Here is a 13,817-nt window from a genome sequence, read left to right on the forward strand (position 1 = left end):
GCTAACTGTTTTACTTCTTGAGTCATGACTTTTTTCGGATAGAATAGTCCACATTCTTTCCTAAAATTGAGGCCAAAGATAGGGAAATCAGTGGAAGGCGAGATCAGGCATTTTGAAATTCATTTCGGGCCTCATCAGTCAAAATCCCATTGTAAATAATGCTAATCGCCTGATCATAAATTTCTGAAGGTGGAATTTTCATTCCTTTTTGGAGCGCTTCGGGAAATTGACTGGAAAACTTGGGGTCCAGAAGCGACTGAATTGCAGCCGCATAGAGCATCACTATCAAACTGGTATTGAGTCGTGGATTGACAAGTCCTTGCGCCGCGCCTTGCTCTATAAGCTTCGCAAAACGCAGGTAGGCGGACTCATTGATATAGGTTGTGAGTTCTTCCCAGATTTCAGGAGCATGATCTCTCAGATCTTCGAAAAGTTCGGGATTGATCGGCGCCAAATGTGTCGCGATCACAGTAAGCATGGATTTGAGCTTCAGCGGAAAGGAAATGTACCGATTATCCAAGATCGCTTCCACTTTTGCCGTCATCTTTGTTTTCAGCACTTCAAAGGATCCGGAAAGCAAATCGAGTTTGCCCGGATAATATTTGTAAAGCGTCTTTTTACTCATCCCGAGATCCTGGGCTATGTCATCCATGGTAGTATGACGATAGCCTTTTCCCAAAAACAATCGATAGGCTGCTTCAAGAATTTTTCCTTCTGTGGAGGTCTTTTTACTCATCTCTTTAAATCTAGAGATAAAGATAAGGACGATTTGTTTAAGCTGACTTTTCATGTTTTCTAAAGTCATACCCTAAAAGAAAAATTAGCTTAAGTTCTGAAAAAATTAAAGAAAATGATTCAAAATGATAACTTTAAAGTTAACTTTACCTGATGAATTCGCCGAGACAAATCATTTTTTACGAACACCATTTTATTGACTTCTATCTGAAGCAAAAAGAATCAGTGCAAGTGAAGATTGAATATGTTTTCAAGATCATTAGAACAGTTCAAAATATTCCAAAAAAATTTCTAGAGCACCTATCAGGCACAGACGGACTCTATGAAATTAGAATTGAATATGAAGGAAATATTTTCAGGATATTTTGCTGCTTTGACAAAGGGAACCTGGTAATTCTGTTTAATGCTTTCCAGAAAAAATCTCAAAAAACACCCAGAAAGGAAATCGAGCTAGCGCTGAAGCTTAAAAGCGAATATTTTAATTCAAAAACCACAAAATGATGAACAACGAAGAAATCCAAAATGCTAGAACCTTCGATGAGTTATTAGACCTAAAATATGGAAAAATAGGCTCTGAAAAACGCGATGATTTTGAAGAAAAAGCACAATATTTTGTAATCAGCGAAATGCTTAAAGAGGCGCGAAAGGAAGCCAATATGACACAAGAACAACTTGCTGAAAAAGTAGGGACTAAAAAAAGTTATATCTCTCGACTCGAAAACGGAAAATGTGACATCCAACTTTCAACCCTCTATCGGATTTTTGAATTCGGTCTGGGCAAAAAGGTAAATTTAATTTTTGGGTAGCACCTTAAAAGTGAATAGGGATTTATTAAGATCTAAATGACAAATCGAATCATGATAAAAATCACAGACTTTAAATTAGAAACTGAAAAGAAAATTCGTTCTCGATTTAGCGACGGGACAGAAAAGACAATTGACTTTAAACCGTTTATCGGATAAGACAGCCTGAGCAAGCCACTTTCAGACCCAACTTTTTTCAAAAAGGTAGAACTTATCGAAAACGGAAGAGGGATTTTTTGGCCTAATGAATTTGATTTTTGCCCCGATTTTTTGCACAAGTACCAAGTAAAGGATGAATTAAATGTGGTAGAAAAAATATAGTCAGCTGCTCTATTCAAATAAGACTTCCACTTTTTAATTGATTTGTATATCCGCAATCTTAACAGTATTGTAAATTAAAGAAATGAAAATTCTTCGGAACACTTGATTTTGAGCTTCATCGGTCATCTGACATCTGACACCCGACCCTTACCAAAATAAAATTCGCCTACTTGTGAAATAGAGGATAATCATATTAATTGATATCAATAACCTGTTCGGGTCATCCAATCTTCTCCAAAAAATAGGTTCTCAAGGATGCTCGCGGCTCAAAGCCAAGTTTGGTGTAAAGCTTTATCGCAGGAGTATTCTCAGGATAGACATGAAGGAAAGGGATTTTTTCAGCTTGCTTAATCTCAGCAATCACCCGTCGCATTACTTTGTTGGACAGCCCTTTTCCCACAAAATCAGGATGCGTGCATACAGCACTGACCTCGACATAGGGATCCGGACTTAAACGTTTTCCTGCCATGGATATCAATTTGCCTTCATGAAATAAACCCACATATCCACCAAAGTCTATGGTCCGACTGAGAAAAGGGCCGGGCTTGGTCAGTTCTATCAACTCCAACATGGCGGGAACATCCTTTTCCGCAAGTTGAGTCAGAGGACCATCCAAAACTTTGGGTTCTGGATCGGAAGTGCAAACCATCTGTAAAAGCTCGTGGTCATTTAAAACTTTCCAACATTTGGATACAGTAATTCGACCGGGGGGAAATAGAATTATCCTTTGGCCAAGTTTGCAAATCGAGTGGAGATATTCGAGGCTTTCCCCATCATAGCTCGGCAAACCCACAAAAAATCCCATCTCAGAATTAAGAAATTTGCAATTTTCATTTCCGGAAGAGAACATCGCACTTCCGGTATTGAGTGCGTTCCAAATAGGATTATCTAAGGGGTGAGGCATTTTTAATTTCAGGTGAGAAGTCAAAATTAGGAAAAAATGCTTGGGTCGAAAGGGGAAAAAGCTCGTCTAATTGAAGCAGAATTTAAGTTTTTATGCATATCCGCAATGACACCACTAGACAAATTAAATTGAAAAAATTGATGTGGAGGTCAAGGTTTGGTAGCCAAAGATCCGAAGGATAAAAACAATTTATAACCCCCGGTGTAGCCGGGGGTAAAGTGACACAATAAAAAAAGAGCCCTGAAGGGGCGATACATTGAAGTTTCACCCTTTCAGGGCTCAAGGGAAGGGAATTCAATGGCGACCCTGCACTGCGTACAGGGTTCCACCTTGGCGGACAGGCATGAATGGTTTGACTCCTTCGGAGCTACCTAAGAAGGCGATTTGGAATTTTGTAAAAATATCGATTACACAAACCTTCTGCTTTCCCTTTGGTGCTAGTGTAATTGCGGACGCACAAATTATTTTTTATGTATATACGGAACTTTGTCAGTTGCATTTGAATAGACTTAAAATTACCTGAAAACACCAAATGTTAGGCTTCATCGGACATCTGACCTGCCTTTGCCGGCAGGCAGGCACCCGACATTCGGCCCAAATGGGTAATTAAATTTGGTTACTGGCAGAATAGCGTATAATCAGATTATTTTTTTGATTTCAGAATTCTGACTTTATACTTTATAATTTTCCAATCTTCCAATCTCCCTCAATACTTCTATTTTTACGATTCCTAATTTTTAACACATGACCCACTCCGAAGCCGCTTCCCGTATCGCCCAACTCAGCAAAGAAATCAATCATCACAATCAGCTTTACTATCAGGAAAGTAGGATTGAAATTTCTGATTTTGAATTCGATCAACTACTGGAAGAATTGGTGAAGTTGGAGGGGGAGTTTCCGGATTTACTGCTTCCCGACAGCCCAAGTCAGCGGGTGGGTGGCACAATCACCAAGGAATTCAAGACGGTGGAGCATAGTACTAGGATGCTTTCTTTGGGTAATACCTATTCCAAAGAAGAGTTGATCGCATTTGACGAGCGGGTTGCAAAAGGCCTTGGACATACCAAATACGAATATTTCTGCGAAATGAAATTCGACGGAGTGGCCATCAGTTTGGTGTATGAAAATGGAAAACTAGTACGGGCAGTGACCCGAGGAGATGGTTTCAAAGGCGATGACGTCACCGAAAATGTCCGCACGATCCGGAATATTCCTTTGACCGTTTCGGGTGAAAACATACCTGAGAAGTTTGAAGTGCGAGGAGAAATCTTCCTTCCGCTCAAAGAATTCCTGAAGATCAATGCTGAAAAAGAAGCTGCTGGCGACCAATTACTTGCAAACCCTAGAAATGCTGCTTCAGGCACCCTGAAAATGCAGGACAGTTCGATCGTGGCCAAGCGTCGTCTGAACTGCTATTTCTATCAACTTCTAGGCGATGAAATCGGAGTAAACACCCATGAGAAAGCCATTCAGCTGATCGAAAGTTGGGGGTTCAACGTCTCCCCTACTTACAAAAAAGCTGGAACCATCGAGGAAGTATTGGGCTACATCGAAGATTGGCGAGAAAAACGCTTTTCACTTCCCTTGGACACGGATGGAATTGTCCTGAAAATCAACGATTACGATCAGCGCGAAGAACTCGGATTCACTGCCAAGATCCCGCGCTGGGCCATTGCTTATAAATACAAAGCCGAAAGCGCTGAAACCGAACTTCTTTCCATCACTTACCAAGTGGGCCGAACCGGCGCAATTACACCTGTGGCGAACCTTTCCCCAGTTAGTCTGGCTGGAACTACTGTAAAGCGCGCTTCTCTGCACAATGCCAATGAAATCGAGCGCTTGGGTATCCATGATGGAGATTTTGTTTTTGTGGAAAAAGGCGGGGAAATCATCCCCAAAATCACCGCTGTCAATGAGCTTCGAAGAAAACCTGATGCGCAGCCTGTACAGTATATCGACACTTGTCCGGAGTGTGGTTCCACCTTAGTCCGAAAAGAAAGCGAAGCCAAGCATTACTGTCCAAATGCAGTGAGCTGTCCTCCACAGGTTTTGGGTAGAATCGAGCACTTCGTTAGCAAGCGCGCTATGGACATCGACTCCATGGGTACCGAGCGAATTCGGGCTTTGATTGATCAGGGATTGATCCGAAGCTATGCCGACATCTACGATTTGGATCAAAAGCAATCAGAGCTTTTGGGGCTTGAAATGAGCCAGGATCAGTACGAGCGAGAAGTTTCTGGAGTGCTCTACATTTCTCTGGAAAAGGCACTATTCGCTCTGACCGAAACCATTCCTTTCAAGCAGATTCAGGATTTCCTTACAGAGTTTTCTCATTTACCTCTGCGGGAAAAGCTCAGGAAATTCCAAGAGCAGATCCGAGTTTGGAAGAAAAAGGTGCTAGCCAATACGGGCATGGTAGATTACCTGTTGGAGCATCTAAACCGACATGCCGATCTGGGAAAAGTGGAAGATTACGTGCCTGTGCCAGTGGTATTGGAGATTTTCCTAGGAAGGAGAATCGAGTTTGAGCAGATTCTGGAAGCCAGTCGAAAGCATGGAACCGTCCACATGATCCTCCTGGATCTCAATTTGGATTTGCCAAATGAACTAAATGAACGGATCAAAAAGCTCAAAGCAAATACCTTTCAGGAAGGAGTCATTTCCAACATGATGGAAGGAATCAAAGCTTCTAAAGCCCAACCTTTTGAGAAAGTCTTGTTTGCTCTAGGCATACGCAACATTGGCGAAAACACCGCTCAGTTGCTTGCAAGGCATTTCTTTAGCATCGAAAAACTTCAATCCGCCACTTCAGAGCAGCTTCTGGAAATCAATGGGATCGGAGAAACCCTGGTGCAAAGCATGCAGGAGTTTTTTGCGCAGCCAGAAAATCTCGTGATCATCGAGCGGCTAAAAAGCCAAGGCTTAAAGTTTGAAATTGAGCAGAGTGTCTCGGTACAATTAGGTTCTTCACTTGTAGGCAAGCGGATTCTGGCCTCAGGTAAACTCCAAAACTTCAAGCGGGACGAAATTGTGGACTTTGTGCAGGCACACGGTGGTCAGTACATTTCCTCTGTTTCCAAAAACCTCGACTTCATCATCGAGGGCGAAGAAATGGGTCCAAGCAAAAAAGAAAAAGCCCAAAAGCTTGGAGTACCGTTAATTTCGGAAGAGGAGTTTTTGAGGATGGTGGGTGAAAAGACATAAGAAATTAGATACAAGATTTTAGACAAAACCTTGAAATGGCATTTACAAAAGAGCAACTAAGAAATATTGAATCAACCTTAACGCTGTGGCTGGTCACGCACCGTCCTGAGGAGAAAATCCGAAAACAGGTGGACATGGGCTATACCATCAAAGGCCAGGATATTTATTTGGAAGAAATCCGCCCTGTCTATTTAAAACCGGGTGAAATTGGGAGATATCCTTTTGCCAAAATCAAGTTTGAAAAATCAACCGAACTCTGGAAAATCTACTGGATGCGCGGAAATCTCAAGTGGTATCCATACGATCCCAAGCCAGTGGTAGACACCTTGGAACTTGCATTAGAGGAGATTATGGATGATTCTCATCAATGTTTTTTTGGGTGAGCGTTTTCTAAATAGAATAATCTCAATCACGCTTTAAAGCCACTAAACCCTATTTTTTCTACAAACGGACTCTAAAACCAAGGTAAGACTGTATCTTTGCAGCCCTAACCAAACAAAAAACATGAACGCATTCAAAGGCACCGGAGTGGCATTGGTTACTCCTTTTCATGACGACCATTCTATTGATTTTGACAGTCTCAAGAAACTGATCGACCATGTTGTTTCAGGCGGAGTGGACTATTTGGTAGTGCTTGGCACTACCGGAGAATCTGCTACTTTAACTTCCGCTGAAAAGAAACAGGTGCTGAAAGCTTGCTTGGAATATAATGCCGGAAGAGTACCTGTCATGTTAGGCATCGGCGGAAACAATACACATGCGGTAATCAATGAAATCAAAAACACCGATTTCTTTGGGGTAGCTGCCATGCTTTCTGTGAGTCCCTATTACAACAAACCAAGTCAGGAAGGAATAGTCGCTCATTACAAGGCTATAGCAGATGTCGCCCCAGTGCCTGTGGTTTTATACAACATTCCTGGCCGTACCATGTCTAACATGACAGCGACGACCACGCTGAAGCTTTCGCATCATCCCAATATTGTGGGGATGAAAGAGGCCAGCGGGAATCTTGAGCAGTGTATGCAGATCGCATCAGCTATGCCCAAGGATTTTCTGCTACTTTCCGGTGATGACCTCCTCACAAGACCCATTATGAGTATAGGAGGGAGTGGAATAATTTCTGTTATGGCAAATGCTTTTCCTGAAAAATTCAAGATCCTCACCCATGGCTCCGATCAAGAGGGTTTGGCCACAGCATTTTCTTTGTTGGAAATAAATTCGCTGATGTACCTCGAAGGCAATCCTGTGGGGATCAAAAATCTACTTTTCCACCAAGGAGTCATCGAAAGCGATCAAGTTCGATTACCGATGCTTCGGGCTAGCTTCGATCTGAATAACAAGATCAAAGCAGCCGCTCAAAACTAATCTAGCATGTCACCGATTTCCATTTCCCAACTGACCGAGCAGATCCGAGTAACCTTGGAGACTGAACTCGAACCTATTTATTGGGTGGTGGGGGAATTGGCAGATTTCAGGCAAGCTCCTCAGGGGCATGTCTATTTTGAACTGGTAGAAAAGCAGGGAAATCAAGTTTTGGCTAAAATCCGAGCCAATCTCTGGCAATTCACCTACCGATCTGTATCGGTCAAATTTCAATCCGTCACGGGCACAAGTCTAAAAAACGGAATGAAAGTGCTTGCCCAAGTGGCAGTATCCTATCACCCTGTCTATGGTTTAAGCATCAATGTGAAGGATATAGACCCTTCCTTTTCTCTGGGAGAAAGAGCGCGAATCCGACAAGAAACGATTGATCGCCTGACCCGAGAGGGCTTAATTCAATTGAACGGTAGATTTCAGCTGCCTCCGGTTGTTCAGCGGATCGCTATAATATCAAGTGCTACTGCCGCAGGATATGGGGATTTTGTCAATCAAATTGAAAAAAATGCCTTCGGTTACCAAGTTTATCACAAACTGTTCCCCTCCATGATGCAGGGAAATGAGGCGGTGACAAGTTTACTTTCCGCACTTGAAAAAGTAAGGGCAGAAAGTACACGATTGGGTTTAGAGGCAGTGATTATAATACGAGGCGGAGGAGCGCAACTCGATTTGGATTGTTTCGACGATTATCTTTTGGGCGCAGCCATCGCCAATTTTCCCTTGCCGATATTCACCGGAATTGGACATGAACGCGATGAAACTATCGCTGATTTGGTGGCGCATACTCGGCTCAAAACTCCTACGGCAGTTGCGGAATTTCTGCTGTCCGGCTTCAGAGAATTTGAGGAAAATCTGGCCATGATGCTCCAAAGACTGGACAGATCGACTAGGCAGCAACTCCGAGAGGAGGAAAGTAAAATCCACCAATTAGCCCTTCGGGCAAAATCTCTGTCAAGAAACCGCATTTCTCTTGAAGCTGAAAAGGTGAAAAACCGGATCAATAGAATTGAACTTGCCACTAAAAATCAGCTTAGATCTCAATCATCAAATCTCGATACCTTAGAAAAGGCTTTGAGAAAAAATTTGAATGTATTTCTGGAAAAGCAAACTGAAAAACTTGCAAACCAAGAAATGCTCTTGCGCCAGCTCGATCCAAATTCCATCCTGAAACGGGGATACTCAAGAACTGAGTTAGATGGTATACCAGTCCATTTAGCCAAAGCTCATATCGGAGACCAAATCGTAACTATTACCCAAAATCAAAGAATAAGCAGTAAAATCACAGAAATCAATCAAAAATGAAATCGAGCATAACACTATTTGTGTCAAACAGAGAAATGATTATTCGAAATGCGAGATTCCATGTGGACTTAAAGAAAATATAACAAATACATGAAATCGCAAACCTACACCGAGGCTATGGCCCGATTGGAAACCATCCTCCTCCAACTCGAAGAGGGAAATAAATCAGTTGACGAACTTTCAACTTTGGTAAAAGAAGCTGCCGAACTGGTTAAGCATTGCAAGGCAAAGTTGAAATCAACAGAAACAGACATTCAAGCTGCATTTGAAGGTGCCTGATTATTTAAAACCTATTTTTTTAAACAAATTACGAAATAATACTAAAGCGTGCTTGGCATGTTTGTTGCCGATTTAGGTATTCTGATTGTTCTTCCAATCAATCAAATACTTGATGAAGCTAATATCAAAAACATATTATTGTTTGCTCGTAATTTTTATTTCGGGAAAACTTTCCGCTCAAAACTTTTACAAAGAGCGAGTATCAAGAGATAATATCCTCTCGATCGGAGTCGGTCCATCATTTGCATATCTGGATAATGGAGGACAATACAGAGATTTGAATTTTGAGATCAAGCCATCCGTCTCTCTTGCTTTGACCAAGCGACTCAATCAGATTTTTGATCTTCGAGCAACTAGTGGAGTACAATGGATCAGTAGTGGAGGCAATCCTTCTATTGCTGTAAGAGATGCTTGGTTTGCAGAATTTGCGTCATTCACTGCAAAGGGACCTGCCTACTATTTTGACATAATGCCAAGCATGAACCTCATAGGCTTTGGTAACCACATGAATAGAAGTCTATTTAACCTCTATAGTGGATTTGGTTTAGGTATCATGAACGTCCGAACTCAACAAACCAAATCATTCAACTCTGAGGAAGTACCTACCAGAAATCAAATCACTACTGGTTATATTCCATTTCGTGCGGGCCTAAGCTATCGAATCGGACCTTATTCGGATATAGGCGGAGAGGGCACGCTGATGTTGACTTTCACAGATAATATTGATGGAAATATAGGCTTTAATAGTTTTGGAGATCACCTTTTTCAGGCGCAGATAGTTTACAGGAGATATTTCATTCCTAAAACTAAAGACTAAAAAAAAATTCCTCTATAAAAGCGGATATTTATACTGTTTGGTTTTCGATTACTTGCAAGTACTTTCTCTCAATTGTGATCATCATGTTTTGCATAATTCCTGGAATTCGAATAAGGAAGTAGTCCTTGTTTCCTTTTTCGATGCATTCGCCAACCATATTCTGAAGTGGCCCTCCAATTACTTTTACTTTTTCTCCCGGTTCGATTTCACTTCCGTCAGTCTCTACTGCCACACCTGTAGTTATTACTCGCTTAATGATTTCCAATTCTTCATCACGTATGGTGGCGTGATGACCGGAAAAATGGACAAACTTTACTGCCCCTAGTACTTGCAGGCACTCCCAAAGTTTATTTCGCTCTGTTTTTACAAAAACGTATCCATTAAATAATGCACGTTGAACTTTCTTTTTTCGATCAGACCACTGACGAAGTTCTTCCACAACCGGTAAATAAACTTCCCAACCTCTTTCCTGTAATCTTTCGGCGACTTTTTTTTCCGAACGTGATGTAGTGTACATCACATACCATTTCATGTCAAGCATTTGTAGAAACCACTTATTTTTGGCTTTAAAATTACATAATCCGAGTGGGAAATACGGAATAAAAGCCAAAAAACCCCCGGAACATTGTCCCGGAGGTTTTGTCAAAAAAAACCACCAACCTTAAATCAATTATGCATTAAACTTGCGAATCCTCATTTGGAGTTTGTCCGCCAGCAAATACATAACTGGTACGATCACTAACGTAATGACTGTAGCAAAGGTTAGCCCAAAAATCACTGTCCAGGCCATTGGTCCCCAGAAAGCCGCGTTGTCTCCACCGACATAGAATTGAGGATCAAACTCAGTTAATAATGTGCCGAAATTTATGTTCATACCTATCGCTAGTGGGATCAATCCAAGCACAGTTGTGATAGCTGTAAGCAATACCGGACGAAGTCTTGTCTTGCCGGCTTCTACGATACTGCTCAATAAATCCTCATAATTTAAATATTCACCTTTGGGGATTCCCTTTTCTTCTCGCTTTCTGGCCCGCACCAGATCAGTATAGTCAATTAATACGATGGCGTTATTTACTACTACACCCGCAAGAGAAATAATTCCGATTCCAGTCATGATTACCACAAAGTCCATATTGAAAATAACTAATCCCAAAAACACACCGATCGTGCTCAACACCACTGAGGTCATAATGATGAATGGACTAATCACAGAATTAAACTGAGCAACAATAATCAAGAAAATCATAGAAACTGCAATCATCAAAGCATTGAGCAGGAAGGCCATAGACTTTGCCTGCTCTTCTTGCTCTCCGGTGAATTTCACAGATACTCCGTCAGGAATTTCATAATTTTCCATCAAGTCTTTAATCCGAAGATTTATCTCGGTGGGATTGTATCCATCAAGCACATTCGAGAAAAGGGTGATCGCTTTTTCAAGGTCTTTTCTTTTTACCGAACCATATGTTGACCCATATTCTATCGTTGAAACAGCTGAAATGGGCACCTCACGCTTATCTCCAAACTTATCTCTAAATCCAATTTTCTTGTTTACCAAGGTATTGATATCGTACCGGTAATCTTCGGAAAGTCTCAATTGAATTGGAAAATCCTCTTCTCCTTCCTTATATTTTGATACTTCCAAACCAAATAGAGAGGTTCTTAATTCGGTTGCAATCTGCGAAGTCGACAAGCCAAATCTTCGAGCTCTTTCACGATTAATAGCAACCACCACTTCAGGATTCCCCAATGAAAGGTCAGATTTGAGTTCTTCCAGACCGGGAATATTATTAGACTCCAAGTATTCTTTGGTCTCTCCGACAAAAGCAATTAGTTGCTCATAATCCTCTCCTACGAATTCAATATTTACAGCTTTGCCAACAGGAGGTCCATTTCTTTGCTTGTCTACCGTGATGAGAACACCTGGGTATTTTTCCACTAAATCCCGGATAGCTTCCATCGCACCATTGGTATTGATTCCCTGTCTATTAATATAGTCAACAAATCCGATGGTGATTTTAGCTTTATGGGGTGTAGCTTGTTGGCTTGGCCCCTCTGTTGGATCCCCTGTACCCTCGCCAACCTGCGAAATCACAGATTCTAAAATATCGGCGTAAGGCTCTAAAGCAACCAACATTTCATCTTCCATTTGGTCAACAAATGCATTGGTGGCATTGATGTCAGTACCTATAGGAAATTCGACAAAGACATTGACCAGCTGAGGTTGATTATCCGGAAAGAAAAGAACTTTCGGCGAACGGATATAGAGCAAAGCAAAAGAAAGTAACAGTAAACTGATTATTCCTCCAAAGAACAAGAAGGGCTTTTTACCATGCAAGGCAAAATTAAGCGTGGATTCATAAGCATTTTCCAGTTTGACCAAAAGTACCGTCTGAAACCAAGCAATCGCCTTTCTCAATACAAAAACGTTAAACAATGTCAAAACAGATGCAACTAGGGCTAGGGATCCAAAAGCTATCCAACCAATCAAAAAGAAGATGGTAGACAAAATCAAGAAAACCCCTGCCGTAATAATTGACTTTTGCTTTGGCTTATCTTTACCTACCTCACTTAACTTCATGAACATGGACGTCATCACCGGGTTGATAACCAAAGCCACAAAAAGTGAGGACGAGAGTACAATGATCAATGTAATTGGAAGGAATTTCATAAACTCACCGACCAAATCATCCCAAAATGCTAGGGGAAGAAATGCGGCCAGAGTTGTTGCTGTAGAAGTAATAATCGGCCATGCGACCTCGCCTACACCTTCTTTTGCTGCCTGAATACTGGTTTTGCCTTCTTGCATCAAACGATAGACATTCTCTACCACTACAATCCCATTGTCTACTAGCATTCCTAAGGCAAGAATTAGGGAAAAGAGAACCATCAGGTTCAGCGTAATCCCAAATGCATTCAAAATAAGGAATGAAATAAACATGGATAATGGAATCGCCGAACCTACAAAAAGCGCATTTCGGAAACCCATAAAGAACATCAAAACCAAGACGACAAGGATAATCCCGAATATGATCGAATTTTCTAAGTCACTTACCTGAGTTCGGGTTTGCTTACTTTGGTCATTTGTGATCGTGATTTCCAGATCCTGCGGGAATCGATTGGCTTTTGTATTCGCAATGATAACCTTGATTTTATCTGCCGCATCCAGGAGATTTTCCCCGCTGCGCTTGGTTACATTGATAGTGACTACCGGTAGGTTTTTGCTGCGCGCATAGGTAGATCTGTCCTTGAAAGTATCTTTGACTTCGGCAACATCCCGAAGGTAAACGATCTTTTGCTGATCAGTCTTTATAATGATGTCGAGCAATTCCATAGGATTCATAAACTCTCCATCCACACGAAGTGAACGCTCGAAGTCTCCACTCCTGATAGTACCACCGGAAATTGTCACATTTTCTGCCTGAATCGCACTGGAAATATCTCCAAAACTCACTCCGACAGCTTCCATTTTGTAAGGATCGGCATTGATCTGGATCTCCCGCTCAACGGTACCTGCCAGATCTGCTTTGGAAATCTCAGGAAGTTTCTCAATCGCATCTTCCAGATATTCCCCGAACTTCTTTAACTCCTGTTCTGAATAAGGTCCGGAGATGTTGACATTCATGATCGGAAAATCAGAAGTGTTTATTTCCAAGACATTTGGATCTTGATCCAGATCTGATGGAAGTTCACTTTTTGATTTATCCACGGCATCCTTTACATCTTGAATCGCCTTGGAAATCTGAATTCCCGGATTAAACTCAATCACAATGGAAGAAAAATCCTGTACCGAGGTGGACTTAATCACTTTCACATTGTTTAGAGACTTCAACTCCTTTTCTATGGGACGAGTGATTAGGTTTTCCATATCCACTGGTGAGTTACCCGGATAGGGAGTTCCCACATATACTGTCGGAATGACAATCTCGGGAAAGCTTTCCTTGGGCATGGTACGATATGCCCCCAATCCAAGAACTGTGATAATCAGAGTTAAGATGACCACCGAGGTGGAATTGTCCACACTGAAACTGGACAACCCAAATTCCCGAATAATGCTAGATTTTGGTGCGTTGGTCAT

At 41.6% G+C, this 13,817-nt stretch carries 12 protein-coding genes; 8 read left to right on the plus strand and 4 right to left on the minus strand.

All coding sequences use genetic code 11. The features are described from left to right. Positions 1 to 103: 103 nt before the first annotated feature. Positions 104 to 790, minus strand: a complete 687-nt coding sequence (locus tag ACK4HU_RS12495; RefSeq protein ID WP_409807225.1) for a TetR/AcrR family transcriptional regulator — start codon at positions 788 to 790, stop codon at positions 104 to 106. Between the two features lie 98 nt (positions 791 to 888). Here ACK4HU_RS12495 and ACK4HU_RS12500 point away from each other — a divergent pair, with 98 nt between their 5' ends. Together ACK4HU_RS12500 and ACK4HU_RS12505 are read left to right on the plus strand one after the other, a co-directional pair. Continuing rightward, positions 889 to 1,236 carry a type II toxin-antitoxin system RelE/ParE family toxin gene (locus ACK4HU_RS12500; RefSeq protein ID WP_409807227.1) on the plus strand — a complete coding sequence of 116 codons (348 nt, stop codon included), beginning with the start codon at positions 889 to 891 and terminating at the stop codon, positions 1,234 to 1,236. Continuing rightward, the gene (locus ACK4HU_RS12505) at positions 1,233 to 1,541 is read left to right on the plus strand and encodes a helix-turn-helix transcriptional regulator (protein ID WP_409807229.1); all 309 of its coding nucleotides are present in this window, start codon (positions 1,233 to 1,235) and stop codon (positions 1,539 to 1,541) included. The genes ACK4HU_RS12500 and ACK4HU_RS12505 overlap by 4 nt, the downstream gene beginning before the upstream one ends. A gap of 538 nt (positions 1,542 to 2,079) precedes the next feature. Here ACK4HU_RS12505 and ACK4HU_RS12510 read toward each other — a convergent pair. Then, positions 2,080 to 2,763, minus strand: coding sequence for a GNAT family N-acetyltransferase (locus ACK4HU_RS12510; protein ID WP_409807231.1), 684 nt, complete (start codon positions 2,761 to 2,763; stop codon positions 2,080 to 2,082). Between the two features lie 744 nt (positions 2,764 to 3,507). Here ACK4HU_RS12510 and ligA point away from each other — a divergent pair. The 6 genes from ligA (at position 3,508) to ACK4HU_RS12540 (ending at position 9,742) form a co-directional block, all read left to right on the plus strand. Continuing rightward, positions 3,508 to 5,967: an NAD-dependent DNA ligase LigA gene (gene ligA / locus ACK4HU_RS12515; protein ID WP_409807233.1), complete on the plus strand. Its 2,460-nt coding sequence runs from the start codon at positions 3,508 to 3,510 to the stop codon at positions 5,965 to 5,967. 35 nt (positions 5,968 to 6,002) lie between these two features. After that, on the plus strand, positions 6,003 to 6,350 hold the full coding sequence (locus ACK4HU_RS12520; protein ID WP_409807234.1) for a DUF3024 domain-containing protein: 348 nt from the start codon (positions 6,003 to 6,005) through the stop codon (positions 6,348 to 6,350). A 121-nt stretch (positions 6,351 to 6,471) separates the two neighbouring features. Then, positions 6,472 to 7,332: a 4-hydroxy-tetrahydrodipicolinate synthase gene (gene dapA, locus ACK4HU_RS12525; RefSeq protein WP_409807236.1), complete on the plus strand. Its 861-nt coding sequence runs from the start codon at positions 6,472 to 6,474 to the stop codon at positions 7,330 to 7,332. 6 nt (positions 7,333 to 7,338) lie between these two features. Continuing rightward, positions 7,339 to 8,646 carry an exodeoxyribonuclease VII large subunit gene (xseA, locus tag ACK4HU_RS12530; RefSeq protein WP_409807237.1) on the plus strand — a complete coding sequence of 436 codons (1,308 nt, stop codon included), beginning with the start codon at positions 7,339 to 7,341 and terminating at the stop codon, positions 8,644 to 8,646. Positions 8,647 to 8,736: 90 nt separating this feature from the next. Beyond that, complete coding sequence (xseB, locus tag ACK4HU_RS12535) at positions 8,737 to 8,925, plus strand: exodeoxyribonuclease VII small subunit (protein ID WP_409807239.1); 189 nt, start codon at positions 8,737 to 8,739, stop codon at positions 8,923 to 8,925. Positions 8,926 to 9,037: 112 nt separating this feature from the next. Beyond that, a complete protein-coding gene (locus ACK4HU_RS12540; protein WP_409807240.1) occupies positions 9,038 to 9,742 on the plus strand; it encodes a hypothetical protein in 705 nt (234 codons plus the stop codon). A gap of 28 nt (positions 9,743 to 9,770) precedes the next feature. On the opposite strand, the gene ACK4HU_RS12545 is transcribed toward ACK4HU_RS12540, so the two are convergent. Continuing rightward, a complete protein-coding gene (locus ACK4HU_RS12545) occupies positions 9,771 to 10,283 on the minus strand; it encodes a UpxY family transcription antiterminator (RefSeq protein WP_409807242.1) in 513 nt (170 codons plus the stop codon). Positions 10,284 to 10,412: 129 nt separating this feature from the next. After that, positions 10,413 to 13,817 (minus strand): efflux RND transporter permease subunit, encoded by a 3,405-nt coding sequence (locus ACK4HU_RS12550; RefSeq protein ID WP_409807244.1) that lies wholly within the window; start codon positions 13,815 to 13,817, stop codon positions 10,413 to 10,415.

It is taken from the genome of Algoriphagus sp., from assembly GCF_046296635.1.
In the GTDB taxonomy this organism is placed as follows: Bacteria; Bacteroidota; Bacteroidia; order Cytophagales; family Cyclobacteriaceae; genus Algoriphagus.